At 73.4% G+C, this 23,688-nt stretch carries 26 protein-coding genes, 3 tRNA genes and 1 pseudogene; 6 read left to right on the top strand and 24 right to left on the bottom strand.

From position 1 onward, the window contains the following. Nucleotides 1–147: 147 nt before the first annotated feature. From IF27_RS24955 to IF27_RS24925, 7 genes are all read right to left on the bottom strand, one after another. The gene (locus IF27_RS24955; RefSeq protein WP_052852031.1) at nt 148–1,236 is read right to left on the bottom strand and encodes an ATP synthase F0 subunit B; all 1,089 of its coding nucleotides are present in this window, start codon (nt 1,234–1,236) and stop codon (nt 148–150) included. Nucleotides 1,237–1,306: 70 nt separating this feature from the next. Beyond that, nucleotides 1,307–1,786, bottom strand: coding sequence for a pantetheine-phosphate adenylyltransferase (gene coaD, locus IF27_RS24950; RefSeq protein WP_223291202.1), 480 nt, complete (start codon nt 1,784–1,786; stop codon nt 1,307–1,309). A 50-nt stretch (nt 1,787–1,836) separates the two neighbouring features. Further along, nucleotides 1,837–2,424, bottom strand: coding sequence for a 16S rRNA (guanine(966)-N(2))-methyltransferase RsmD (gene rsmD, locus IF27_RS24945; protein ID WP_052852030.1), 588 nt, complete (start codon nt 2,422–2,424; stop codon nt 1,837–1,839). Nucleotides 2,425–2,523: 99 nt separating this feature from the next. Then, nucleotides 2,524–2,994 (bottom strand): DUF6227 family protein, encoded by a 471-nt coding sequence (locus IF27_RS24940; protein ID WP_190233095.1) that lies wholly within the window; start codon nt 2,992–2,994, stop codon nt 2,524–2,526. 221 nt (nt 2,995–3,215) lie between these two features. Continuing rightward, on the bottom strand, nt 3,216–3,734 hold the full coding sequence (locus IF27_RS24935) for a hypothetical protein (RefSeq protein WP_052852028.1): 519 nt from the start codon (nt 3,732–3,734) through the stop codon (nt 3,216–3,218). A 130-nt stretch (nt 3,735–3,864) separates the two neighbouring features. Beyond that, nucleotides 3,865–6,093 (bottom strand): ATP-dependent DNA helicase RecG, encoded by a 2,229-nt coding sequence (gene recG, locus IF27_RS24930; RefSeq protein ID WP_052852027.1) that lies wholly within the window; start codon nt 6,091–6,093, stop codon nt 3,865–3,867. A gap of 67 nt (nt 6,094–6,160) precedes the next feature. Further along, the gene (locus IF27_RS24925) at nt 6,161–7,792 is read right to left on the bottom strand and encodes a DAK2 domain-containing protein (protein ID WP_052852026.1); all 1,632 of its coding nucleotides are present in this window, start codon (nt 7,790–7,792) and stop codon (nt 6,161–6,163) included. Between the two features lie 257 nt (nt 7,793–8,049). Between IF27_RS24925 and rpmB the strand changes: the two genes are divergently transcribed. Next, nucleotides 8,050–8,235, top strand: a complete 186-nt coding sequence (rpmB, locus tag IF27_RS24920) for a 50S ribosomal protein L28 (RefSeq protein WP_052852025.1) — start codon at nt 8,050–8,052, stop codon at nt 8,233–8,235. A gap of 87 nt (nt 8,236–8,322) precedes the next feature. Here rpmB and thiD read toward each other — a convergent pair whose 3' ends face one another. Together thiD and IF27_RS24910 are read right to left on the bottom strand one after the other, a co-directional pair. Continuing rightward, nucleotides 8,323–9,132, bottom strand: a complete 810-nt coding sequence (gene thiD / locus IF27_RS24915) for a bifunctional hydroxymethylpyrimidine kinase/phosphomethylpyrimidine kinase (RefSeq protein ID WP_052852024.1) — start codon at nt 9,130–9,132, stop codon at nt 8,323–8,325. Nucleotides 9,133–9,200: 68 nt separating this feature from the next. Next, a complete protein-coding gene (locus IF27_RS24910) occupies nt 9,201–10,163 on the bottom strand; it encodes a thiamine-phosphate kinase (RefSeq protein WP_052852023.1) in 963 nt (320 codons plus the stop codon). Nucleotides 10,164–10,307: 144 nt separating this feature from the next. Between IF27_RS24910 and IF27_RS24905 the strand changes: the two genes are divergently transcribed. After that, nucleotides 10,308–10,541: an Lrp/AsnC family transcriptional regulator gene (locus IF27_RS24905; protein WP_052852022.1), complete on the top strand. Its 234-nt coding sequence runs from the start codon at nt 10,308–10,310 to the stop codon at nt 10,539–10,541. 19 nt (nt 10,542–10,560) lie between these two features. Beyond that, the gene (locus IF27_RS24900) at nt 10,561–11,127 is read left to right on the top strand and encodes a DUF3515 domain-containing protein (protein ID WP_052852021.1); all 567 of its coding nucleotides are present in this window, start codon (nt 10,561–10,563) and stop codon (nt 11,125–11,127) included. Nucleotides 11,128–11,165: 38 nt separating this feature from the next. Here the strand turns inward: IF27_RS24900 and IF27_RS24895 are convergent, their stop codons facing one another. The 3 genes from IF27_RS24895 to IF27_RS24885 are packed head-to-tail and all read right to left on the bottom strand — an operon-like array spanning nt 11,166 to nt 14,102. Then, nucleotides 11,166–12,308, bottom strand: coding sequence for a D-alanine--D-alanine ligase family protein (locus IF27_RS24895; protein ID WP_052852020.1), 1,143 nt, complete (start codon nt 12,306–12,308; stop codon nt 11,166–11,168). 34 nt (nt 12,309–12,342) lie between these two features. After that, nucleotides 12,343–13,344 carry an NAD(P)H-dependent glycerol-3-phosphate dehydrogenase gene (locus IF27_RS24890; protein WP_052852019.1) on the bottom strand — a complete coding sequence of 334 codons (1,002 nt, stop codon included), beginning with the start codon at nt 13,342–13,344 and terminating at the stop codon, nt 12,343–12,345. Then, nucleotides 13,341–14,102, bottom strand: coding sequence for a lysophospholipid acyltransferase family protein (locus IF27_RS24885; protein WP_052852018.1), 762 nt, complete (start codon nt 14,100–14,102; stop codon nt 13,341–13,343). The genes IF27_RS24890 and IF27_RS24885 overlap by 4 nt, the downstream gene beginning before the upstream one ends. Before the next feature lie 213 nt (nt 14,103–14,315). On the opposite strand from IF27_RS24885, the gene cofC reads away from it, so the two are divergent. Then, nucleotides 14,316–14,972, top strand: coding sequence for a 2-phospho-L-lactate guanylyltransferase (gene cofC / locus IF27_RS24880; protein ID WP_052852017.1), 657 nt, complete (start codon nt 14,316–14,318; stop codon nt 14,970–14,972). On the opposite strand, the gene IF27_RS24875 is transcribed toward cofC, so the two are convergent. The 5 genes from IF27_RS24875 to leuC form a co-directional block, all read right to left on the bottom strand. Next, nucleotides 14,953–15,156, bottom strand: coding sequence for a hypothetical protein (locus IF27_RS24875; protein ID WP_052852016.1), 204 nt, complete (start codon nt 15,154–15,156; stop codon nt 14,953–14,955). The genes cofC and IF27_RS24875 overlap by 20 nt on opposite strands. A gap of 96 nt (nt 15,157–15,252) precedes the next feature. Further along, nucleotides 15,253–15,840, bottom strand: coding sequence for an HU family DNA-binding protein (locus IF27_RS24870; protein WP_052852015.1), 588 nt, complete (start codon nt 15,838–15,840; stop codon nt 15,253–15,255). Nucleotides 15,841–15,965: 125 nt separating this feature from the next. After that, nucleotides 15,966–16,220 (bottom strand): SCO5555 family protein, encoded by a 255-nt coding sequence (locus tag IF27_RS24865; protein ID WP_052852014.1) that lies wholly within the window; start codon nt 16,218–16,220, stop codon nt 15,966–15,968. A gap of 169 nt (nt 16,221–16,389) precedes the next feature. After that, a complete protein-coding gene (gene leuD / locus IF27_RS24860; RefSeq protein ID WP_052852013.1) occupies nt 16,390–16,983 on the bottom strand; it encodes a 3-isopropylmalate dehydratase small subunit in 594 nt (197 codons plus the stop codon). A 5-nt stretch (nt 16,984–16,988) separates the two neighbouring features. Next, nucleotides 16,989–18,413, bottom strand: a complete 1,425-nt coding sequence (gene leuC / locus IF27_RS24855) for a 3-isopropylmalate dehydratase large subunit (RefSeq protein ID WP_052852012.1) — start codon at nt 18,411–18,413, stop codon at nt 16,989–16,991. Between the two features lie 166 nt (nt 18,414–18,579). Here leuC and IF27_RS24850 point away from each other — a divergent pair, with 166 nt between their 5' ends. Continuing rightward, on the top strand, nt 18,580–19,311 hold the full coding sequence (locus tag IF27_RS24850) for an IclR family transcriptional regulator (RefSeq protein ID WP_052852011.1): 732 nt from the start codon (nt 18,580–18,582) through the stop codon (nt 19,309–19,311). A gap of 78 nt (nt 19,312–19,389) precedes the next feature. Here the strand turns inward: IF27_RS24850 and IF27_RS24845 are convergent, their stop codons facing one another. Continuing rightward, nucleotides 19,390–19,884 carry a DUF4188 domain-containing protein gene (locus IF27_RS24845; protein ID WP_223291201.1) on the bottom strand — a complete coding sequence of 165 codons (495 nt, stop codon included), beginning with the start codon at nt 19,882–19,884 and terminating at the stop codon, nt 19,390–19,392. A gap of 146 nt (nt 19,885–20,030) precedes the next feature. On the opposite strand from IF27_RS24845, the gene IF27_RS24840 reads away from it, so the two are divergent. Beyond that, complete coding sequence (locus tag IF27_RS24840) at nt 20,031–20,672, top strand: MerR family transcriptional regulator (protein ID WP_052852125.1); 642 nt, start codon at nt 20,031–20,033, stop codon at nt 20,670–20,672. A 73-nt stretch (nt 20,673–20,745) separates the two neighbouring features. Here the strand turns inward: IF27_RS24840 and IF27_RS24835 are convergent. The 6 genes and pseudogenes from IF27_RS24835 to IF27_RS24810 form a co-directional block, all read right to left on the bottom strand. Continuing rightward, nucleotides 20,746–20,818 (bottom strand) — tRNA-Glu (locus IF27_RS24835). Nucleotides 20,819–20,851: 33 nt separating this feature from the next. Then, nucleotides 20,852–20,924: transfer RNA gene (locus IF27_RS24830), tRNA-Glu, on the bottom strand. Nucleotides 20,925–20,943: 19 nt separating this feature from the next. After that, a tRNA-Gln gene (locus IF27_RS24825) sits at nt 20,944–21,015 on the bottom strand. Between the two features lie 145 nt (nt 21,016–21,160). After that, on the bottom strand, nt 21,161–22,645 hold the full coding sequence (gene gltX, locus IF27_RS24820; RefSeq protein WP_052852010.1) for a glutamate--tRNA ligase: 1,485 nt from the start codon (nt 22,643–22,645) through the stop codon (nt 21,161–21,163). Then, nucleotides 22,638–23,420, bottom strand: coding sequence for a fumarylacetoacetate hydrolase family protein (locus tag IF27_RS24815; RefSeq protein ID WP_052852009.1), 783 nt, complete (start codon nt 23,418–23,420; stop codon nt 22,638–22,640). Before IF27_RS24815 ends, gltX begins: the two co-directional genes overlap by 8 nt. A gap of 105 nt (nt 23,421–23,525) precedes the next feature. Next, nucleotides 23,526–23,688, bottom strand: a pseudogene (locus tag IF27_RS24810) (ATP-binding protein); the annotation flags it as partial.

Below are 23,688 nucleotides of genomic sequence, written 5' to 3'. Positions count from 1 at the left end.
GTGGCTGCGCGGTCGCCGTGCGCACCGGGTCCGCGACGCGTCAGGCGCAGACGGAACCGGGCGGGCAGCCGCGCGCACGGAGGTGGCACGGCCGAAGAGCCAGCATACGGCACGGTCCGCCGGGCACCCAATCGGCGGTCGCCCGCCTCAGTGGCGGCCTTCCTGGTACCTGCGGATCTGCTCCGCGTCGATCATGCTCGTGTCGAAGAGGCTGGTCTCGTCGAGCGCCGCCGGGAGCTGATGCTGCTGCTGGGGCTGCTGCTCGTACCCGTAGCCCCCGCCGCCCTGCTGCTGGCCGCCGTACGGGTCCTGCTGCGGGTAGCCGCCGGAGCCGTAGGGGTCCTGGCCGTACGTGTAGGTACCGGCGTACGGGTCCTGCTGGGCGTAGCCGCCGTCCTGCGGGTAGCCACCGGACGGGGCGGCGTACGCGTCGGCGCCGACCTCGTACCCGGCCGCGACCGCCGGTTCGTGCTGGGGCATGGGGGGCTGCGCCGGTTCCTGCGGGGACTGCTGGAGCTGCTGCGGCTGCGCCATCCCGAGGTACCCGTAGGTGTCCTGCTCGGCCTGCTGCTCGAAGTACGACGCCGTGCGGGTGCGGTCGCCGTCGGCCGCCTCGATGGCCTCCTGCTCGGCGACATGCTCGCCCAGCTCGTCGATCGGACGGTGGCCGGTGAGCTTCTGCCTGCCGCGGCCCACGGCTTCGAGCGTCTTGCGCAGCACCGCCTGGATGGCGCCGAACTGGGCCTCGACGTAGGCGTCGGCGTTGGCCAGCAGTTCCTGCGGGTCGCCGCGGTCGCCGCCGAGGAGCTTGTCGCGGCCCCGGTCCACCGAGCCGATGGTCTTGCCGAGGACGACCTCGAAATTGGCCAGTTTGCTGTCCACGTAGTCGTCGGCCTCGGCCTTCACCTCGGCGGCCTCCCGGCGCGCCTCGGCGAGGATGCGGGCCGCCTCGTCCTGGGCGCGCTGGACGACCTCGGTGTTCTCCACGAGCGTGCCGCGCTCGGTGTGCGCGGCCTCGACGATGCGCCGGGCCTCCTGCTGCGCGTCGGCGACCACCTGCTCGCGGTCGCCGAGCACCTCCCGGGCCTGCGCGAGGGAGCCGGGCAGCGCCTCGCGCACCTCGTCGAGCCGGTCGATCAGGTCGGACCGGTTGATGACGCAGGACGCCGACATCGGCATGCCCTTGGCGCCGCGCACGGCCGCGACGATCTCGTCCAGTTTCTGGTTCACGTCCACGGTGCGACTGTACGGCCAACCGGCTCCGGCCGGTGAGCGTTTGCGCCGCGCGGCGGTGCCCGCCCCGGGGTCAGCGCGCGGCGAGCTTGGCGCGCACGGCGCTCAGCACGGGCTCGGGGACCAGGTGGGAGACGTCGCCGCCCCAGGCGGCGACCTCCTTGACCAGGCTGGAGGACAGGAAGCTGTAGACGGGGTTGGTGGGGATGAACAGGGTCTCCACGCCGGAGAGGCCGTTGTTCATCTGCGCCATCTGCAACTCGTAGTCGAAGTCGCTGACCGCCCGCAGGCCCTTCACGATGGCGGGGATGTCCCGCTGCTTGCAGTAGTCCACGAGCAGGCCGTGGTGGGACTCGACGATGACGTTGCCGTACTCGGTCGTGCACTCCTCGATGAGCGCGATGCGCTCGTCCACGGTGAACAGGCCCTGCTTGGACGTGTTCACCATGACGGCGACGTGCACGACGTCGTACAGCTTCGAGGCGCGGTCAACGATGTCGAGATGACCGTTGGTGACGGGGTCGAACGACCCCGGACAGACTGCGCGGCGCAACGCTCTTTCCCCAATCCCGTTCTGCCGGTCGTGCCGGCTCCGCATGCCGGTCACGACCGGCCGTTCACGTCCTGGTCGGTCGCCCGGCCGTACCAGAGGGTTCCCTCTCCGTAGCGGCGCGAACGCAGGGCCTCGAAGCCGGGCGGCCAGGCGAACGTGCCGCCGCGTGTGACGCGCTCCGCGGTGGCCAGCGCGCCGTCCGCGAGCCAGCCGCCCGCGAGGAGTGTGACCAGGATCTCGCGGAGGGCGTCGTCCGTGGTGGCGTAGGGCGGGTCGAGGAAGACCAGGTCGTACGGCTCGGCCGGGGGCGGCCCGGCGATCAGCTGCTCGGCGCGCGCCGTCCGCAGTTCCGCGCCCGGCAGGGCGAGGGCACGGATGTTCTCGCGGATGGTGCGGGCGGCCCGCGGGTCGGACTCGGCGAGCAGGGCGTGGGCGGCGCCCCGCGACAGGGCCTCCAGGCCGACGGCCCCCGATCCGCCGTACAGGTCGAGGACCCGCGCGCCGGACAGGGGGCCGAAGAGGGCCGCCCAGGTGGAGAAGAGACCCTCGCGCGCCCGGTCGGAGGTGGGCCGGGTGCCGCCGCCTGGCGGGACGGCGAGCCGCCGTCCGCCCGCGGTCCCGGCGATCACGCGGGTCATGTGGGGGTCCTCGCAGTGCTGTGCGTCGTCGTGGCCGCCGCTCGGCCCGGCCGTACGTCCTCCACGCTATACGGGCGGGGCGGTCAGGCGCGGCCCGGGTCAGGCGGGGGTGTCCCCTCCCGGGGTGCGGGCGCGGCGCCTGGCCGCGCGTCCGGCCGCGCTCTCGTCGGGGTAGACCTCGCAGACGAGGTGGCCGTCGGGGGTCTGGTCGTGCTCCAGTTCGTAGAGGCACAGCTCGCTGTCGTCGGCGAGCAGGAACGCATGTTCGTAGACCGAGCACCAGCGGCCCGCCGACCGACCGCCGGGCTCGGGCATGCGCTCGATGAGGTACCCGCGGGCCGCGGCGAGGAGACGCAGGGTCTCCTCGCCGGGACGGTCGGGGTTGACGGCCCGGCGCAGCAGGCGCCTGGCGTGGTCGGACGAGTCCTGGCCCGGGTAGGCGCGCTGGCCCGGGACCCGGCCCTGAGCCCCGTCGGCGGGTGTCACCGACGGACCTGAGTTGAACAGCCACTCCAACTCCTCCACCGAGGGCACGTCGCCCCCTGGTAGAGACTCTGGCTGATCGGTCATGCGAAATCCTCCCGGTTTGCCGCTCCCTGACCGCCTGTGGGGGCACACACCGTAGTCCCCCGGCTCCGGCCTGGGGGTGCCTTTTACTCAAAGACAACCCAGCCATCCGGCGACAGCCGGGACACCTGCGGACAACCGGGCGGGAGGCACGCGCACCGGTCGGACTGACGTGCGGACCCGCGTCCGCACGTCAGCTCCGCGCCGGCGCCGCCGGACGCCCGTCAGTCCGCCGCGGCCTCCGCGGGCGCCCCGACGAGGGCAGGGGAGACGTACCGGGACCAGGACAGGCAGCCGTCGGGCGGGCAGTACTCGGGGCGGCGCGGGTCGTGGCCCAGCTCGCGCAGCTTGGTGCGCACGGAGTCGGGCGTGCGCCCGAAGCGCGCCGCGATGCGGGCGATGGTCTCGCCGCCGTGGAACCGCTGGGTGAGGTCCTCCTCGTGCTGCGGTATCCAGGGGGCACCGTGGCCGGGGAAGAGTTCGCGGAGGATGTCACGGTCGGGGATCGGCTCGGCGACGTCGGCGGCGAGCGCCAGGGCGCGGAGCGCGCGGTTGAAGGCGATGCGGAGGGTGGGGACCTCGGACAGGGGCATGGTGAGCGAACCGGAGGCGAGGGGGACGTCCGGCTGGGTCTCGCGCCAGCCGGTGAGGGTCAGGGTCACGGTGGTGTCGTCGTCGCTGGCCAGCTCGATACGGAAGACCTTGTCGCCGAGCGGCAGTTCGTTGATGTGCCGGAATGCCATACGGGCAACCCCCAAGGGTCCGGCCGCGGGCAATCCCGGATGGATCGCCGCGGACTGGGTCCATTCTCTCAGGGGGCACTGACAATTGACGGGCCGTCAGGAAGCTGTGCGCGGGCCCTGACGGGCCGGTTCAGCCCTTCTCCAGGAACTCCTCGCGGTCCGCGTCGAGGAGGGCGTCGAGCGCGGTCCGCAGGCCGGGCACGCCGGTGAGGTCCGGGTCGCGCTCCACCAGCGCCGCGGCCTCGGCGCGGGCCTCGGCGATGACGTCCTCGTCCTCGATGACGGCGAGCACGCGCAGGCTGCTGCGGCCACCGGACTGCGCCGCGCCCAGGACGTCGCCCTCGCGGCGCTGCTCCAGGTCGATCCTGGACAGCTCGAAGCCGTCCGTCGTGGCGGCGACCGCGTCCAGCCTGGCGCGGGCGGCCCCGCCCTCGACCGCCTCGCTGACCAGCAGGCACAGCCCGGGGGCCGCGCCGCGCCCGACCCGGCCGCGCAGCTGGTGCAGCTGCGAGACGCCGAAGCGCTCGGCGTCCATGATCACCATCGCGGTGGCGTTGGGCACGTTGACCCCGACCTCGATGACCGTCGTGGCCACCAGGACGTCCACCTCACCGGCGGCGAAGCGGGTCATCACGTCGTCCTTCGCGTCGGCGGCGAGGCGGCCGTGCAGGACGGCGGTGCGCAGCCCGGCGAGCGGCCCCGCGGACAGCTGCTCCGCGACGTCGAGGACGGCCAGCGGCGGGCGCCGCTCGGCACCGTCAGGGCCGTCGGGCCCTTCCGCGCCGTCCTGGTCGGCTGCGGCCTTCGCCGCCGGTCCCTCGTCCCCGATGCGCGGGCAGACGACGTACGCCTGGTGGCCCGCGGCCACCTCCTCCCTGACCCGCTCCCAGGCGCGGGTGAGGAAGTGCGGCTTGTCGGCGACCGGCACCACGTGCGTGGCGATGGGCGACCTGCCCTCGGGCAGCTGGTCGAGGACGGAGGTCTCCAGGTCGCCGAAGACGGTCATGGCGACCGTGCGCGGGATCGGGGTGGCGGTCATGACGAGGAGGTGCGGCGGGCGTTCGCCCTTGGCGCGGAGCGCGTCGCGCTGCTCGACGCCGAAGCGGTGCTGCTCGTCCACGACGACGAGGCCGAGGTCGTCGAACATGACCACGTCCTCGATGAGGGCGTGCGTGCCGATGACGATGCCCGCCTCGCCGGTGGCGGCGGCGAGCAGCGCCCGGCGGCGCGCGGCCGTGCCCATGGAGCCGGTGAGCAGTTCGACGCGCGTGCCGCGCTCGGCGCCGCCGAGCATGCCGCCCTCGGCGAGGTCGCCCAGCATCGCGCCGAGGGAGCGGTGGTGCTGCTGGGCGAGCACCTCCGTGGGGGCGAGCAGGGCGGACTGGCCGCCCGAGTCGGCGACCGCGAGCATCGCCCGCAGGGCCACGAGGGTCTTGCCGCTGCCCACCTCGCCCTGGAGGAGCCGGTGCATGGGGTGCTCGGCCGCCAGGTCGTCGAAGATCTCGCCGCCGACGCGGAGCTGCCCCTCGGTGAGGGTGAACGGGAGCCGGGCGTCGAAGGCGGCGAGCAGCCCGTCGGCCGCCGGGCGCCTGGGCACGGCGGCGAGCTGCGCGGCGGCCCTGCGGCGCCGGGCGAGTGCCACCTGGAGGACGAACGCCTCGTCCCACTTCAGGCGCGTCCGAGCGGCGTTGACGTCGGCGCGGGAGTGGGGCCGGTGGATCTTCTCGAACGCCTCGGGGAGCGGGACCAGGTCGCGCTTCCCGCGCAGGGCGGGCGGCAGCGGGTCGGCGAGCCCCGACCAGCCGGTGGCCTCCTGCGAGTCGAGGACGACGGCGACCGACTTCGCGATGCGCCAGGACTCCAGCTGCTTGCACGCCGGGTACAGGGGCAGCGGGCGGCCCGCGAACGCGCGGGCGGCCTCGTCGCCGCTCTCCTCGTCCAGCAGTTCGTAGGCCGGATGCGACAGCTGGAGGCGGCGGTTGAACATGCCGACCTTGCCCGCGAACATGCCGCGTCTCCCCGGCAGCAGCACCTTCTCGTGGTGCCGCACCGCCCGGCTGCCGAAGAAGACGAGCTGGAGGCGCCCGGCGCCGTCGGTGACCGTGACTTCGAGGCGCAGCCCGCGCCCGCGGTTGAACGAGTGGGTGCGGGCGTCGGCGATCTCGGCGACGACGGTGACGTGCTCGTCGAGCGGCAGCTCGGTGAGCCGCGTCAGCTCCCCGCGCTCGGCGTAGCGGCGCGGGTAGTGGTGCAGGAGGTCGCCGATGGTGTGCAGGTCGAGATGGTCGGCCATCACCTTGGCGGTGGTGCCGCCGACGGCTTTGGCCAGGGGTTCGGACAGCGCGGTCACACGGCCCATTGCACACCATGGCACCGACAATCGCCGTACGGGCCGGGGCACCCCGTGTCCGCGCGGCGCCTGACGGCTACTCCACGCCGATGAGCAGCGGCACGCCCTGCCGCCCCTCGCAGACGACCGTGTCCACGCCGAGGTGGCCGCGCCGCACCTGCTCGCACAGCCGCGCGGCCAGGGAGGCGGGGGCGCCTTCGCCGACGACGAGGGTGACCAGCTCGCCGCCCGCCGACAGCATCCGCTCCAGCACGTCGGCCGCGACCTGCCCGAGGTCCGCGCCGATCACCGCGACGTCGCCGTCCACGATGCCGAGGACGTCCCCCGCCTGGCAGATGCCCGCCATGGTCCACGACTCGTGCTCGGCGACGGTGACCTCGCCGAACCGCGTCGCGCCCGCCGCGGCCGTCATGGCGACGACGTCCTCGTCGAAGCGGCGCTCCGGCGCGTGGACGGCGAGCGCGGCGATGCCCTGGACCGGCGAGCGGGTGGGCACCACGGCGACCCGTACACCGGCGGCCCGCGCCTGCTCGGCGGCGGCTGCGGCGGCGTGCCAGAGCGTGTCGTCGTTGGGCAGCAGGACGACCTCGGCCGCGTGCGCCGCGAGGAGGGCGGCGGCCAGTTCGGCGCCGCCCGGCGGTTCGCCGGGGCGGACGGTGAGGGCGGTGGCGCCCGCCTCGCGGCAGAGCCCGGCGAGGCCGTCGCCCGGCATGACGGAGACGACGGTCCTGGTGGTGGCGGGCGCGGGACGTGCCCGGGGCCCGCCGTCGTCGGTCAGCGCGCTGATGCCGATGCGGTGCGGTCGCCCGGCCTCGATCCCGGCCTCGACGGCGGCGCCGGGGCGCGCGGTGTGGAGGTGGACGTTCCACAGGCCGTCGCCGCCGACGACGACGAGGGAGTCCCCGAGCGCGTCGAGCCTGGCGCGCAGGGCGGGGACGGCGGCGTCCGGCGCGTCCAGCAGGTAGATGACCTCGTAGCCGGAGCCGCCCGCGTCCGCGCCGGGTGCCGCGTCGCAGTCGGCGCCGCGGCGGGACGTGACAGGACCGCGCCGCCCGCCGGGGCGTCCGGCGGGCGGGCGGCCGGAGAGCGCCGCGTCCAGCGCGTCGAGCACGGCGACGAGGCCGCTGCCGCCCGCGTCCACCACGCCTGCGTCGGCCAGGACGGGGAGCCGGTCCGGTGTCGCGGCCAGCGCGCGGCGGGCACCGGCGCAGGCCGCGGCGATGACGTCGGCGGTGTGACGGGCCGCGCCGCCCGGTCCGGTGGCGTCCTCGGCGGCGTCGGCGGCTGCCGTGGCGACGGTGAGCATCGTGCCCTCGACCGGGTGGGCCACCGCCTCGTACGCCGAACCGGCCGCGCGGCGCAGCGCGCGGGCCAGGGTGCCAGGCCCGGCGGGTTCCGGTCCTGCGGCGATGACGTCGGCCATGCCACGCAGGAGTTGGGCCAGGATGGTGCCCGAGTTGCCGCGCGCGCCGATCAGCGCGCCGTGGGCCATGGCGTGGACGGTCTCGGCGAGCGTCGGGCCCGCGCTGCCCGCCGCCGTGACGGCCTGGGCGGCGGACTCGACGGTGAGGTAGAGGTTGGTGCCGGTGTCGCCGTCGGCGACGGGGTAGACGTTGATCGCGTCGATGTCCTCGCGGTCGCGGCCCAGCACGTCCAGGGCGAACCGGCACCAGCGCCTGACCGCTTCGGCGTCGAGCGGCTGCGGCACGTGGGCCCTCCTCCGTGGTGTGGCTGCGCGGGCGGGCGCGGCGGCGTCGGCAGCCTATGCTCTCACCGGCGCCAGGGGGCCCGGGGGAACGATTTCCCTGATCGCGAGGGCCCGGGGTATGCTGCCCCGGTTGCCTGATGTCGTCGCCGTGCACCGGCCGGACGTCGGGTGGACCGGCCGGGGCTCTCGTCTCGGTTTCCCAGCGTACGTATCCGTCACCCCGCCTTCGCGGCGGTGACCCGTCTTTGGAGTGACCCGTGGCTGCCAACTGCGACGTCTGCGGCAAGGGGCCGGGCTTCGGCAACAGCATCTCCCACTCGCACCGCCGCACCCCCCGCCGTTGGAACCCCAACATCCAGCGGGTGCGTGCCGTTGTGAACGGGGCGCCGAAGCGCCTGAACGCCTGCACCTCGTGCATCAAGGCGGGCAAGGTCACGCGCTAACGCCCTCTCGGCTTTCCTGGCCGGTCCACCTCACGGTGGGCCGGCCTCTTTGCGTGCCGGGAGAACCCGCGGGGAAGGCCCCGCCGTTCAGCGGGGCGTGGGCCAGGTCACGGTCCCGGCGTGGCCGTGGTGCACCGGGCCGATCCCCGCGCCCAGCGGGAACCCGGCGGCGATGGCGGCCGTGACGTACTCCTTCGCCGCCGCGACCGCCGTGGGCACGTCGTCGCCGTGGGCGAGGCGCGCCGCCGTCGCGGACGCGAGGGTGCAGCCGGTGCCGTGCGTATGGCGGTTGTCGAGCCGCGGGGCGCGCAGCCAGTGCTCCGTGGCGCCGTCCGTGAGCAGGTCGGTGGCGGGCCCGGCGAGATGGCCGCCCTTGAGGAGGACCCAGCGCGGACCGTACGCCAGGAGCGCCGCCGCCGCGCGGCGCATGTCGTCCTCGGAGGCGACCCGGACGCCGGTGAGCTGCTCGGCCTCGGGGAGGTTCGGCGTGACGACGGTCGCGACGGGCAGCAGCCGGTCGCGGAGCGCGTCGAGCGCGTCGGGGGCCAGCAGCGGGTCGCCGTGCTTGGAGACGCCGACGGGATCGACGACCACCGGCGCGGCGAGCGGCGCGAGCAGCCCGGCGACGGCGCCGACGAGGGTGGCCGACGCCAGCATGCCGGTCTTGACGGCCTGGACGCCGATGTCGTCCACGACGCTGCGGTACTGCGCGGTGACGGCCTCGACCGGCAGCTCCCACGCCCCTTGGACGCCCAGGGAGTTCTGGGCCGTGACGGCGGTGATGACGCTCATGCCGTGGGTGCCGAGCGCGAGCATGGTCTTCAGATCGGCCTGGATGCCCGCCCCGCCGCCGGAGTCGGAGCCCGCGACGGTCAGGACGCGTGGTGGTGCCTGCATGGCGGCCACGGTACCGAGTGGCCGTCGCGGGGCGCCGCGCGGGCGGAGGCGGGGCGGGCGGGGGCCGTTCAGGAGGCGAAGTGGTCCCAGCCGCCCGCCGTGGCCCAGGGGGCGCCGTCCACCGTGACCTGCGGCAGGCCCCTGCCCCTGGCGGGCAGGACCTCGCCGATCGTCCGCCAGCGGGCGGGGAGTTTGGTGTCCGGGGGGAAGACGGCGACGATCGCGTGGTCCTCGCCGCCGGTCAGCACCCAGGTCAGCGGATCGACGCCGACGGCCTGCCCGATGTCGTTCATCTGCGCGGGAACGTCGAGGGCGGCGGACCGCAGGTCGATGCGGACCTTGCTGCCGGTCGCGATGTGGCCGAGGTCGGCGATCAGCCCGTCGCTGACGTCCGTCATCGCGGTGGCGCCGAGCGCGGCGGCGGCCGGGCCCGCCGGGTAGGGCGGTTCTGGCCTGCGGTGCGCCTCGACGAACGCGCGGGGCGAGCGGAAGCCGCGCGAGAGCACGGCGTGGCCCGCGGCCGACCAGCCGAGCCAGCCGGTGACGGCGACGACGTCCCCGGGACGCGCGCCGGTCCTGGTGACGGGCTCGCGGCCCCCCAGGTCGCCGAGCGCGGTGATGGAGACGGTGATCGTCTCGCCGCGCACGACGTCCCCGCCCGCGACCCCAGCCCCGGCGACCTGGCACTCGTCACGAATGCCGTCCATCAGCTCCACGGGCCAGGTGGCGGGCAGTTCCGCCGGGACGACGAGGCCGAGGAGGATCGCGGTGGGCACCGCGCCCATGGCCGCGATGTCGGCGAGGTTCTGCGCGGCGCCCTTGCGCCCGACGTCGTACGCGGTGGACCAGTCACGGCGGAAGTGCCGCCCCTCCAGCAGGATGTCCGTGCTGGCGACGACCCGGCGGTCGGGTGCCGCGATCACCGCCGCGTCGTCCCCCGGGCCCAGCCGTACGGCGGGTGTCCCGCTGATCCGGGAGGTCAGCTCCCGGATCAGGCCGAACTCGCCCAGCTCCCCCACACTGCCCTTCACTCACGCTCTCCTCATCGCTCGTCGCGCCCGTCCCGGTCGGCCCTGGGCCTGCCTGCCGCGATCGGCGCCCGCCGTGGTCTCCCGGCGCCGGTCATGACGCGCTACGGTAGCGCCCCCAATCCTCGTAGCCGCCGTGGAGGACCCGTGGTACAGGCGTACATCCTCATCCAGACCGAAGTGGGCAGGGCGTCGGCCGTGGCCGACGTCATCGCGAAGATGCCGGGAGTGGTACAGGCGGACGACGTCGCGGGGCCGTACGACGTCATCGTCAGGGCCGAGGCGCAGAGCGTGGACGAACTGGGGCGTCTCGTCGTCGCGCAGGTCCAGCGCGTGGCGGGTATCACACGGACGCTGACCTGCCCGGTTGTCCATCTGTGACGCCCCGTATGCTCGCCGTGTGACTCTCACCGTACGCCGTGGGGAACGGCGTTCCGCGGGCGGCCTCCGGGCGGTCCGCCATGTGCTGCCCGGTCTCGTGGTCGCCGTGACGGCCGCGCTGACCGGCTGCTCGGACGGGGGTGGGACGGGACGGGTCGAGGTGGCCGAGCCCTCCCCCGCGCCGACCGGCGAGGCGGCGGACGTGTGCCGGGCGCTGGCCGACGCGCTGCCCGAGCGGGTGGACGGCCACGAACGGCGCGGCACGGAGGGCGACTCGCCGTACGTGGCGGCCTGGGGGGACCCCGCGATCACCCTGCGCTGCGGCGTCGGGACCCCGGCGCGGATGACGCCGGGCGACCCCGCGTACGACCCGTACACCACCGACATGATGGCGGTGAACGAGGTGGCGTGGCTGGTGGACGAGCAGGACGGCGGCGTGCGGTTCACGACCTCGGAGTCGGCGTACTTCGTGGAGGTGACCGTGCCGGACGACTACGCCCCGGAGGTCAACCCGCTGCTGGATCTCGCCGACGCCGTCCGCGCGACCGTGCCGCCCGACGCCCTGCACGCGCCCCCGCCGGACTGACGGGGCGGCGCGGGGCGCCGGGACGACGGCACGGCCCGTCAGCGCAGGCCGGTCGAACGCCGCAGCGCCGCCTGGAGCAGGATGTCCACCAGCTCCGGGTAGCTCACGCCGGTCGCCTCCCACATGCGCGGGAACATCGAGATGGGCGTGAAGCCCGGCATGGTGTTGATCTCGTTGATGACGAACTCGCCGCTGTCCAGCAGGAAGAAGTCCGCCCGCACCAGGCCCTCGCAGGACGCCGCCTCGAACGCGCGCAGGGCCAGCCGCCGGACCTCCTCCGTCTGCTCGCCGGTGAGCGGCGCGGGCACGACGCCCTCGGCCGAGTCGATGTACTTCGCGTCGAAGTCGTAGAAGTCGTGCGTCACGCTCGGCGGGATCTCGGCGGGCAGGCTGGCACGCGGCCCGTCCGCGAACTCCAGCACGCCGCACTCGATCTCACGGCCCGTCAGCTGAGCCTCGATCACGAGCTTCGGGTCGTGCGCGCGCGCCTCCTCGATCGCCGCGTCGAGCCCCTCGGGGCCCGTCACCCGCGAGATGCCGACGGACGACCCGGCGCGCGCGGGCTTCACGAAGACGGGCCAGCCGTGTTCGGCCGCGAAGTCGGTGATCCTGCGCCGCGCCCCCGCCGGGTCCTGCTCCCACTCGCGGGGGCGGACCACCGTGAACGGGCCCACCGGCAGGCCGAAGGAGAGGAAGACCCGCTTCATGTACTCCTTGTCCATGCCGACCGCCGAGGCGAGCACGCCCGAGCCGACGTACGGCACCCCCGCCAGGTCCAGCATGCCCTGGAGCGTGCCGTCCTCGCCGTACGGGCCGTGGAGCAGCGGCAGGACGACGTCCACGTCGCCGAGGTCCTTGGGCACGGAGCCCGACTCGGCGAGCGTGATGTCGCGGCGGCCGGGATCGACGGGCAGGACGACGGTGCCGGTGCCCTGTTCGGCGATCCGCTCGATGCTGGGCAGTTCGCGCCCGTTGATGACCATGCGGTCGGGATCGTCCACGGCGAGGGTCCAGCGGCCGTCCGCCGTGATGCCGATGGGGAGCACGTCGTAGCGCGTGCGGTCGATGGCGCGCAGGACGGCGCCCGCGGTGACCACCGAGACGGTGTGCTCGGAGCTGCGGCCACCGAAGACGACGGCGACCCGCGGCTTGGGGCTCTGGGGGGGGTTCTCGCTGCTCATAACCCTGTGAGGCTACCTAACGGAAGGGCCGTGGTCAGTGGTGCTCGGCCTTGGCGGTTCGTGACATGAGGTCGCGGACGGCGGTGAGGGGCTGGGTGCCCTCGTGGACGATGCCGACGACGGTCTCGGTCAGCGGCATCTCCACCCCGTGACGCCGCGCCAGGTCGAGGATGGACCGGCAGGACTTGACGCCCTCGGCGGTCTGCCGGGTGACGGCGACGGTCTCCTCGACGGTCATGCCGCGCCCGAGGTTCCTGCCGAACGTGGTGTTGCGTGACAGCGGCGAGGAGCAGGTGGCGACGAGGTCGCCCATCCCGGCGAGCCCGGCGAACGTCTTCGCGTCGGCGCCCATGGCCTGTCCGAGGCGGGCGGTCTCGGCGAGGCCGCGCGTCATGAGGGACGCCTTGGTGTTGTCGCCCATGCCCATGCCGTCCGCGATGCCGACGGCGAGGGCGATCACGTTCTTGACGGCGCCGCCGAGTTCGCAGCCGACGACGTCGGTGTTCGTGTACGGGCGGAAGTACGGCGTGTGGCAGGCGCTCTGGAGGCGCCGCGCGACGTCCTCGTCGGCGCAGGCGACGACCGCGGCGGCCGGTTGCCGCTGCACGATCTCCCCCGCCAGGTTGGGCCCCGAGAGGACGGCGACACGCTCGGGGCCGACTCCCAGCGCCTCCTGGACGACCTCGCTCATCCGCTTGGTCGTGCCCAGTTCGATGCCCTTCATCAGGGAGACGAGGACGGTCCCGGGCTCCAGCCGCCCGCCCCAGGCGGCCAGGTTGTCGCGCAGCGTCTGGGACGGCACGGACAGGACGGCGAACTCGGCGTCGCGCGCGGCCTCCCCGGGGTCCGTCGTCGCGCGGATCCCCTCGGGGAGGCGCGCCCCCGGCAGGTAGCCCGGGTTGCTGCGGGTGGTGTTGACGGCCGAGACGACCTCGGGGCGGCGTGCCCAGAGCGTCACCTCGCAGCCCGCGTCGGCGAGGATCATGGCGAAGGTGGTCCCCCATGAACCGGTGCCGTAGACGGCGACGCGTGTCACTCCGTTCTCTCCTCCTCAGGCACGGGGTGCGTCCCGCGCCGCTCGGGCGGTGTCCTGCGATGCACGTGACGCCGGTCGGGCGGTGTCTCGTCGCGGATACCGGCGAGCAGGACGGTGATGGCGTCCATGATCCTGTCAGACACCTCACGCAGGACGTCGGCGGTCGGTTCCCTGCCGTAGAAGTCGCTGAGGTCCACGGGCGCCCCCGCGACGACCGTGAGCGTCCTGCGCGGTCTCAGCCGCGGTCTGCGGGAGGCGGCGTACGGCGGCAGGACGGCGTGCGCGCCCCACTGCGCCACCGGGATGACGGGCGCCCGGGTCGTCAGGGCGACGCGCGCGGCGCCGGTCTTGGCCTCCATGGGCCACAGGGCGGGGTCGCGGGTGAGGGTGCCCTCGGGGTAGAAGGCGACGCACTCGCCGTCGCCGACCGCGGCGACGGCGGCGCGGAAGGCGTCGGCGGCGTCCGTGGTCTCGCGGTAGACGGGGATCTGGCCCGTGCCCGACATGAAGCGGCCGACGAAGCCTTTGCCGAAGAGGCTGTCCTTGGCCAGGAAACGCGGCACCCGGCCGGTGTTGTACTGGAAGTGGGCGTAGGAGAGCGGGTCGAGATAGGAGTTGTGATTCACGGCGGTGATGAATCCGCCGTCGGCGGGAATATGCTCCATTCCACGCCAGTCCCGCTTGAACAGCACCAGCAGCGGCGGTTTTACCAGAATTGCGGCCAATCGGTACCAGAAGCCGATTCTGCGGCGAGACACTCGGACACCATCTCCTCTTGACTGCTCCGGCGCGGTCCGCTGCGGACAGTCGCACAAGTGTCGCCCCGGGGTGTAGGGCTGTCCAGCGGCGGTATGTCCCGGTGCAACGGTCCAAGTTTGCACCCTCCTGCCCGGAGCGCCACGGCCATCCGGGGGTGTCCTGGCCGGGTGGCCCGCCGCCGAGGCCGGGACGGGGCGGGGCAGAATGGCCGGGTGCGCACGACGGACGGACCCGGCTGGTCGTTGATCGTCCCCCTCAAGCCGCTGCGGCTGGCCAAGAGCAGGCTGGCCGACGTGGCGGGTGACGCGGCGCGTCCCTCCCTCGCGCTGGCGTTCGCGGAGGACACGGTCGCGGCGGCGCTGGCCTGCGCGTCCGTGCGTGAGGTGGTCGTCGTCACGGACGATCCGCTGGCCGGGGGGCGATTGGCGCGCGCGGGCGCGCGTGTCGTGCCGGACGCGCCGGGCCTGGGGCTGAACGCCGCGCTGGCGCACGGCGCGGCGGCCGTACGGGCGGCTCTGCCGGACGCGGCGGTGGCGGCGCTCAACGCGGATCTGCCCGCGCTGCGGAGCGCGGAGCTGCTGCGGGTCCTGCGCGCGGCGTCGGAACAGGCGCGGAGTTTCCTGGCGGATGCCGCCGGGGTGGGGACAACCTTGCTCGCCGCGACGGGCGGTGCGGAGCTGGCCCCGGCGTTCGGCGGCGCCTCGCGGGCGCGGCATCTGGCCTCCGGCGCGGCCGAACTGCTCCTGGACGGCGTGCCGGGGGTGCGGCGCGACGTGGACACCGCGGCGGACCTGCGCGCGGCCCTGGCCCTCGGTGTGGGGCCGAGGACGGCCGCGGGCGTCAGGCGGCTTACAGCGTTTGCAGCGTGACGAACGTGACGTGACGGTCCGTGCCCTCGCCGGCGACCTCGATCCTGACCCGCTGCCCCGGGCGCAGCAGCCGCAGGCCTCCGGCGTCGAACGCGTCGGCGCCGAAGCGCAGCGGCGTGCCGTCGTCCAGCAGGACGCTGCCGGAACGGGTGGCGGGATCGTAGGTGTACGCCGTGGCCTGCATGGGCCCGAGCCTACCGGCGGGGGCCGGGGGCGAACGGCGGCGGGCCGGGCTCCTGTTGGGAGACCGGCCCGCTCGGTGGCCGAGCGCTGGGCGCCGTCACCCGCGGCGGGCGGCAGCCTTCGTGGCGGTACGGGAGGAGCTGCGCTTGGCGGGCGCCTTGGTGGCGGTGGCCTTCTTCGCCGGAGCCTTCTTGGCGGCGGTCTTCTTGCCGGTGGCCTTCTTGGCGGTCTTCTTCGCCGCGGCGGCCTTCTGCGTGGTGGCCTTCTTGGCGGTGGCGGTCTTCTTCGCCGCCGTCTTCTTGGCCGCGGCCTTCTTGGTGGTGGCCTTCTTCGCCGCGGCGCCACCGGCGCCCGGGGTCAGGCTGCCCTTGGGGGCCTTCTTGACGGCGACGTCGTTGCGCGGGAGCTTCTTGGTCCCGGCCACGAGGTCCTTGAAGCCCTGTCCGGCGCGGAAGCGGGGGACGGAGGTCTTCTTGACCCGCACGCGCTCGCCGGTCTGCGGGTTCCGCGCGTAACGCGCCGGGCGGTCCACCTTCTCGAACGACCCGAAACCGGTCACCGAGACCCGCTCCCCGGCGACCACGGCGCGGATGATGGCGTCGAGCACGATATCGACCGCGTCCGCGGCCTGCTGACGGCCACCGAGCTTGTCGGCAATCGCTTCTACGAGTTGTGCCTTGTTCACGTCTTCCCCTTCGCAGGCATTGCTGGAACGAATGCGTTCAAGCTTTTTCGCACGTTAGGCAGATATATATCGCAAATCAAACGCGAAACGGGCGAATCACCCTTGTGTCGCAACGAACTCGGCCGTCACGGAGTTCCGTCACGGCCGTCGCGGGACCGCCCGGGGGGCAGCCGGTCCGCGTCAACGTCCTCCATCAGCCGGTCCAGACGGCGGGCGGCACCGGGCAGGTCCTGCTTGGCCGCGGCGGTGATGACCAGCAGTTTCCGTGCGAGAGCCCGCCGTACGTCGGCAGGCACTTGCAGGGCCCGCACCAGGCGGTGCGCGTCCTTCAGGCGATCGGCGACGAGGTCGTAGAGTTCGAGTTGACCGTCGCGTTCCATGCGCCGATTGTGCCACCTTGAGCACGGTATCGCCCTCTAAGCCCCCAACGCCCGTGTCGGTACGGGCGATCGCACGCAAACGCCCCCACCGGCCGACGGCCGGTGGGGGCGTTCACTTCTGTCCGGTCCCGGCACCCCTGAGGGCGTCGGCGGGGAGGCCGACGGGGCGTCAGGCGGCCTGTGTGCGCGGCTTGTAGGCGGGGCGCCGGGCCTCGTACGCGTCGATGGTGTCCCCGTGCCGCAGGGTGATGCTGATGTCGTCGAGCCCTTCGAGCAGGCGCCAGCGCGCGTTCTCGTCCAGCTCGAACGGGGCGGTGATCCCCTCGGCGCGGACCTCGCGGGCGACCAGGTCCACGGTGATCTCGGCGGTCGGGTCGGTCTCGGTCAGCTTCCACAGCGCCTCGACGGTGTCCTGCGGCAGGACGACGGTGAGCAGACCGTTCTTCAGCGAGTTGCCGCGGAAGATGTCGGCGAAGCGTGCGGAGATCACGGCCTTGAAGCCGTAGTTCTGGAGGGCCCAGACGGCGTGCTCACGGGAGGAGCCGGTACCGAAGTCGGGCCCGGCGACCAGGACGGTGGCTCCCGCGCGTTCCGGCCGGTTCAGCACGAACTCGGGGTCCTTGCGCCATGCCTCGAACAGGCCGTCCTCGAAGCCGTCGCGGGTGACCTTCTTCAGCCAGTGGGCCGGGATGATCTGGTCCGTGTCCACGTTGCCGCGGCGCAGCGGGACGGCGCGACCGGTGTGCGTGGTGAATGCTTCCATGTCGCTCAGACCTCCACGGGGGTGGGGACGTCGGCCAGGTCGGCCGGGGACGCGAGGCGGCCGGTGAGCGCGGTGGCGGCGGCGACCTGCGGGGAGACCAGGTGCGTACGGCCGCCCTTGCCCTGCCTGCCCTCGAAGTTGCGGTTGGAGGTGGAGGCGCAGCGCTCGCCGGGCGAGAGCTGGTCGGGGTTCATGCCCAGACACATCGAGCAGCCCGCGTGCCGCCACTCGGCGCCCGCCGCGGTGAAGACCTTGTCGAGCCCTTCCTCGACGGCCTGGAGCGCGACCCTGACCGAGCCGGGGACGACCAGCATCCGTACGCCGTCGGCGATCGTGCGGCCCTCCAGCACGGCCGCGGCGGACCTGAGGTCCTCGATGCGGCCGTTGGTGCAGGAGCCGACGAAGACGGTGTCCACCGTGATGTCGCGCAGCTTCTGCCCGGCGGACAGGCCCATGTACTCCAGGGCCTTCTCGGCGGCCAGCCGCTCGTTCGGGTCGGCGAAGGAGGCGGGGTCGGGGACCTCCTGGGACAGCGGCGCGCCCTGCCCGGGGTTGGTGCCCCAGGTCACGAACGGCGCCAGCTCGGCGGCGTCGATGACGACCTCGTGGTCGAAGACCGCGTCGTCGTCGGTGCGCAGCGTGCGCCAGTAGGCGGCGGCCTCGTCCCAGTCGGCGCCCTGCGGGGCGTGGTCGCGGCCCCTGAGGTAGGCGAACGTGGTGTCGTCGGGGGCGATCATGCCCGCGCGCGCACCGGCCTCGATCGACATGTTGCAGATGGTCATGCGGGCCTCCATCGAGAGCTTCTCGATGGCCTCGCCGCGGTACTCGATGACATAGCCCTGGCCGCCGCCGGTGCCGATGCGGGCGATGATCGCCAGGATGAGGTCCTTGGCGGTGACGCCCTCGGGCAGTTCGCCGAGGACGGTGATCGCCATCGTCCTGAACGGCGCCATCGGCAGCGTCTGGGTGGCGAGCACGTGCTCGACCTGGCTGGTGCCGATGCCGAACGCGAGCGCGCCGAAGGCGCCGTGCGTCGAGGTGTGGCTGTCGCCGCAGACGACGGTGGTGCCCGGCTGGGTCAGCCCCAGCTGCGGTCCGACCACGTGGACGACGCCCTGCTCGCTGTCGCCCAGCGAGTGCAGCCGGACGCCGAACTCGGCGCAGTTCTTGCGCAGCGTCTCCAGCTGCGTGCGGGAGACCGGGTCCGCGATCGGCTTGTCGATGTCGAGGGTCGGGGTGTTGTGGTCCTCGGTCGCGATCGTGAGATCCGTGCGCCGCACCCGGCGACCGCTCTTGCGCAGGCCGTCGAACGCCTGCGGGCTGGTCACCTCGTGCAGGAGATGGAGATCGATGTAGAGCAGATCGGGTTCTCCCTCCGCACGCCGGACGACGTGGTCGTCCCAGACTTTCTCCGCCAGTGTCCGTCCCATGGCCTTCCCTCCGGAATCGCCGCTGATCGTCGGTGGACCGCCGTCCGTTCCCCTCGCACCGGACGGTGACCGTTGCTCCACGGATCCCGCGAGCATGACCCCAGCCTCCCGCTTTCCCGCGAGAAGTGGGGTTGCGTTTCACACTGTGAGACGCGAGTATCGTTTCATGGACAACTCTAGCGGTGATACCAGCGGTGTGGGCGTGCTCGACAAGGCGGCCCTTGTCCTGGGCGCGCTGGAGTCAGGACCGGCCACGCTCGCGACCCTGGTGGGGGCGACCGGGCTCGCGCGGCCGACCGCGCACCGGATGGCGGTGGCACTGGAGTACCACCGGTTGCTCGCCCGCGACATGCAGGGACGCTTCATCCTCGGCCCCCGGCTCGCCGAACTGGCCGCCGCGGCGGGCGAGGACCGGCTGCTGGCCGCCGCGGGACCCGTCCTGACCCAGCTCCGGGATCTCACGGGCGAGAGCGCCCAGCTCTACCGGCGCCAGGGCGACATGCGCATCTGCGTCGCCGCCGCCGAGCGGCTCTCCGGGCTGCGGGACACCGTGCCCGTCGGCTCGACGCTGCCGATGAAGGCCGGTTCCGCCGCGCAGATCCTGCTGGCCTGGGAGGAGCCCGAGCGGCTGCACCACGGCCTCCAGGGCGCCCGCTTCACCGCCACCGCGCTCTCCGGTGTCAGGCGCCGGGGCTGGGCCCAGTCCATCGGCGAACGCGAGCCGGGCGTGGCCTCCGTCTCCGCGCCGGTGCGCGGGCCGTCGAACCGCGTGGTCGCCGCGGTGTCCGTCTCCGGGCCGATCGAGCGCCTGACGCGCCACCCGGGCCGGATGCACGCCCACGCCCTCCTGGACGCCGCGGGGCGGCTCACGGAGGCCCTGCGCCGCACCGGCGGCTGACCGGCCCGCCCCCTGCCCGCCGGGGGCGGCGACCGCCCGCACCCGGGCGCGCCCCGACCGCCCCCGGGCAGCGCGCGATCAGCCCTCCGCCGGCCGGGCCGCGAGGCGGGCGGCGGCGCTCTCGCCCCTGCGGCCGACGGGTATCACCCCGGTCGCCGCGCCGAGACCGAAGTCCGGCATGTTGACGTAGACCGCCTCGTGCGCGCCCGCGGGCACGACATAGGTCTCGTGCCAGAACCCGACCCGGCCGCGCCCCTCGCACAGCCGCCGGTTGAACGCGGCCCACGCCGGGCGGTGCAGCCCCTCGCGGTCGCTCGCGTAGGCGAGCAGCTTCTCGTGCGACGCCCAGTACTGCACGACGTAGATGAGCCGGGGGCCGCCGAACAGCAGGCGGTACCCGAGCATCCCGCTGTCCTTGTCCCGCGCCAGCTCGGAGAGCATGCCGGGCATGGCGCGGAAGGTCGGCCACCAGCTGCGGAGATGCCGGAAGCTGTTGATCCGCATGCCGATCAGGAACACGGTGACCTCGCCCGTCCCGCCCGCCGTCATCCGCCCGTCGTTGATCCTCGCCATCTGCCTCTCCCCTCGCCCGTGCCCGCACGGCGCCACGGAACGCCGCGGCACATCGCCCGGAACTTCTTGGATAGCGTCACTATCCATGATTGGATACTGGCACTCTCCAACACGAAACGCAAGACGGAATCTCACGAGGGGTGGACATGCGGCTGGCGGAGCTGAGCGAGCGCAGCGGGGTCTCGACCGCGACGATCAAGTACTACCTGCGCGAGGGCCTGCTGCGGCCCGGCCAGCGGATCTCCTCCACCCAGGCCGAGTACGACGAGGAGCATCTGCGCCGCCTGCGGCTCGTACGGGCGCTCGTCCACGTCGGCCGTGTGCCGGTCGCCACCGCGCGGGAGGTGCTGGCGGCCGTCGAGGACGAGAACGCGCCCCAGCTCGAACGCCTCGGCACCGCCGTGGGCGCCCTGCCGACCGGCGCGACGGGCCCCGTGGACGACGCCGCGGCCGACGCGGCCCGGGAGACCGCGGACGCGGTGCAGCGCCGCCTGGGCTGGCGCGTCGTCCCGGAGAACCCGGCGCACCAGGGGCTGGTGTCCGCGGTCGCGACACTGCTGCGCCTCGGCTACCCCTGCGACCTCGACCAGTTGCTCCCGTACGGCACCCTGGCCGCGGAGCTGGCCCGGCACGAGGTGGCCCTGATCGAGGACTTCGACGCGCCGACGACCCAGCTGGAGGCAGCCGTGGCGCTCACCGTGCTCTACGAACCGGTGCTGCTCAGCCTGCGGCGCCTGGCGCAGGCACAGGAGGCGTCCCGGCGGTTCGGGGGGCGCGACGCGGAGTGACGCCCGGCGGCCGACAGCCGTCCGGCCATGCGAAAACCCCCCGCCACAGGCGGGGGGCGTCGGACGATCAAGGTACCCCCGACCGGATTCGAACCGGCGCTACTGCCTTGAGAGGGCAGCGTGCTAGGCCGCTACACAACGGGGGCCTGAAAACCCGGACCTGCAAGAGATCCGGACCGTACCCCCGACCGGATTCGAACCGGCGCTACTGCCTTGAGAGGGCAGCGTGCTAGGCCGCTACACAACGGGGGCCTGATCTTGAGAAAGACCGCTGGGGTACCAGGACTCGAACCTAGACTAACTGAACCAGAATCAGTCGTGCTGCCAATTACACCATACCCCACCAAAACGCCACCCCGCCGGGGGTGTTGTCCAGGTGACCGCTCCGGCGGCCCGTTTCCGGTCCGTCCCTTGCGACGCGCCAAACAATACCCGATCGAGAAGGGTCTCCCCAAACCGGATCCCCGGCGGTCGGGCGGCGTCCGCCGTCAGACGCCCAGCCGCGCCAGCGCCGCGTCCACGCGGGCCAGGGTGCGGTCGCGCCCGAGCACCTCAAGGGACTCGAAGAGCGGCAGCCCCACCGTGCGGCCGGTGACCGCGACCCGCACCGGCGCCTGGGCCTTGCCCAGCTTCAGCCCGTGCTCCTCGCCCGCCGTCTGCACGGCCCCCTTGAGCGCGTCGGCCGTCCAGCCGGGCAGCGCCGCCAGCCGCTCCCGCGCCGTCGCGAGGACCGCCTCGGCGCCCGGCTTCATCGCCTTCTGCCACGACTTCTCGTCCTCGACCGGCTCGTCGAGGAAGAGGAAATCGACGTTCTCGGTGATGTCCGACAGGACGGTCACCCGCGTCTGCGCCAGCGGCGCGAGCGCGGCGAAGGCGGCCGGGTCGTAGCTCTCCGGCTTCCACGGCGCGTACGGTGCGCGCAGCCACGGCGCACAGGCCGCCGTGAACTCCTCGGCGCTCAGCCGCTCGCGGATGTGCGTCGCGTTGACCGCCTCCGCCTTGGCGAGGTCGAAGCGCGCCGGGTTCGCGTTCACCGCGCCGATGTCGAAGGCGGCGACCATCTCCTCCATGGAGAAGATGTCCCGGTCCTCGGCGATCGACCAGCCGAGCAGCGCCAGGTAGTTCAGCAGGGCGCCCGGCAGGAAGCCGCGCTCCCGGTAGAGGTTCAGGGACGACTCGGGGTCGCGCTTGGAGAGCTTCTTGTTGCCCTGCCCCATCACGTACGGCAGGTGCCCGAAGGCCGGTACGCCACCGCCGCCCACGCCGATGTCCGCCAGCGCGCGGTACAGGGCGATCTGCCGCGGCGTGGAGGACAGCAGGTCCTCGCCGCGCAGGACGTGCGTGATCTCCATCAGGGCGTCGTCCACCGGGTTGACCAGCGTGTACAGCGGCGCGCCGTTCGCCCGCACGATGCCGTAGTCCGGCACGTTCTCGGGCGAGAACGTCAGCTCGCCGCGGACCAGGTCGGTGAAGGTGATCGGCTCGTCCGGCATGCGGAAGCGGACGATCGACGCGCGGCCCTCGGCCTCGTACGCCGCGCGCTGCTCGGGCGTCACGCTGCGGCAGCGGCCGTCGTACCCGGAGGGGCGCCCGGCGGCGCGGGCGGCCTCACGGCGCTCGTCCAGCTCCTGCGCGGTGCACCAGCAGGGGTACGCGTGCCCGGCGTCGAGGAGGCGGGCGGCGACGTCGGCGTAGATCTCCATCCGCTGCGACTGGCGGTAGGGGGCGTGGGGGCCGCCGGTGGCGGGGCCCTCGTCCCAGTCGAAGCCGAGCCAGTCCATGGCGTCCAGCAGGGCGGTGTACGACTCCTCGGAGTCGCGGGCCGCGTCGGTGTCCTCGATGCGGAAGACCGCCGTGCCGCCGTGGTGCCGCGCGTACGCCCAGTTGAACAGGGCGGTGCGGACCAGGCCGACGTGCGGGTTGCCGGTCGGGGACGGGCAGAAACGGACGCGGACGGTGGAGGGGCTAGTCACGCTTGACGACCTTGTTGGTGAGAGTGCCGATGCCTTCGATGGAGACGGCGACCTCGTCGCCGACCTGGAGCGGGCCGACGCCCGCCGGGGTGCCGGTGAGGATGACGTCCTGCGGGAGCAGCGTCATCGACTCGGAGATGTGCACGATCAGGTCCTCGACCGCGCGGATCATCTGGCTGGTGCGGCCGAGCTGCCGCTGCTCGCCGTTGACGGTGCACATGACGGCGAGGTCGGACGGGTCGAGGTCCGTCTCGATCCAGGGGCCGAGCGGGCAGGAGGTGTCGAAGCCCTTGGCGCGCGCCCACTGGGACTCGCGCTGCTGCACGTCGCGGGCGGTGAGGTCGTTGGCGCAGGTGTACCCGAGGATCACCTCACGGGCGCGCGAGCGGGGCACGTCGCGGCACAGTCGGCCGATGACGACGGCCAGCTCGGCCTCGTGGTGCACGTCGGACGAGATCGACGGATAGGCGATGGGGTCGCCGGGGCCGATCACGGACGTCGAGGGCTTGAAGAACGTGAGCGGGACGTCGGGCACCTCGTTGCCCAGCTCACGGGCGTGCTCGGCGTAGTTGCGCCCCACCGCCACGATCTTGCTGGGCAGCACGGGGGGCAGGAGCCTGACCTCGCTCAGCGGCACGCGGCGGCCCGACCGTTCGAACGCGGCGAAGGGGTGGCCCTTGATGAGGTCGAGCTGGAGCCCGCCGTCCTCGGCGGGCTCCTCGTCCACCACACCGAAGCCGACGTTCCCCTCGATGGAGAATCTGGCGATGCGCACGGCTGCGTACGTCCTTCACTGGCCGCTGGGAACCGGGAAGGCGCTTCCCGGGAACTGCGGCACCAGCCTAGACGAACGGCCGCACGGCGCGGCGTGGCGGCCGACTCAGCGGAGACGGGCCATGAGCGCGTGTTCGACGAGGGTGATCAGGGCGCTCTTGGACTCCGCGCGATGCCGCGCGTCCGTCGTGATGATCGGCGCGTCAGGACCGATCTGCAACGCCTCCCGCACCTCCTCAGGAGAGTACGGCTGATGCCCGTCGAACCCG

The organism is Streptomyces avicenniae (genome assembly GCF_000719135.1).
Taxonomy (GTDB): domain Bacteria; phylum Actinomycetota; class Actinomycetes; order Streptomycetales; family Streptomycetaceae; genus Streptomyces; species Streptomyces avicenniae.
This window is presented reverse-complemented; position numbering and strand designations above follow the sequence as displayed.

Coding starts and splice junctions, on each gene's coding strand:
- rsmD (WP_052852030.1), bottom strand. CDS start 2,424: ATGACCCGCGTGATCGCCGGGACCGCGGGCGGACGGCGGCTCGCCGTC.
- IF27_RS24940 (WP_190233095.1), bottom strand. CDS start 2,994: ATGACCGATCAGCCAGAGTCTCTACCAGGGGGCGACGTGCCCTCGGTG.
- IF27_RS24935 (WP_052852028.1), bottom strand. CDS start 3,734: ATGGCATTCCGGCACATCAACGAACTGCCGCTCGGCGACAAGGTCTTC.
- recG (WP_052852027.1), bottom strand. CDS start 6,093: ATGGGCCGTGTGACCGCGCTGTCCGAACCCCTGGCCAAAGCCGTCGGC.
- thiD (WP_052852024.1), bottom strand. CDS start 9,132: ATGCAGGCACCACCACGCGTCCTGACCGTCGCGGGCTCCGACTCCGGC.
- IF27_RS24895 (WP_052852020.1), bottom strand. CDS start 12,308: ATGAGCAGCGAGAACCCCCCCCAGAGCCCCAAGCCGCGGGTCGCCGTC.
- IF27_RS24875 (WP_052852016.1), bottom strand. CDS start 15,156: ATGCAGGCCACGGCGTACACCTACGATCCCGCCACCCGTTCCGGCAGC.
- IF27_RS24865 (WP_052852014.1), bottom strand. CDS start 16,220: ATGGAACGCGACGGTCAACTCGAACTCTACGACCTCGTCGCCGATCGC.
- leuD (WP_052852013.1), bottom strand. CDS start 16,983: ATGGAAGCATTCACCACGCACACCGGTCGCGCCGTCCCGCTGCGCCGC.
- leuC (WP_052852012.1), bottom strand. CDS start 18,413: ATGGGACGGACACTGGCGGAGAAAGTCTGGGACGACCACGTCGTCCGG.
- IF27_RS24850 (WP_052852011.1), top strand. CDS start 18,580: ATGGACAACTCTAGCGGTGATACCAGCGGTGTGGGCGTGCTCGACAAG.
- IF27_RS24845 (WP_223291201.1), bottom strand. CDS start 19,884: ATGGCGAGGATCAACGACGGGCGGATGACGGCGGGCGGGACGGGCGAG.
- IF27_RS24840 (WP_052852125.1), top strand. CDS start 20,031: ATGCGGCTGGCGGAGCTGAGCGAGCGCAGCGGGGTCTCGACCGCGACG.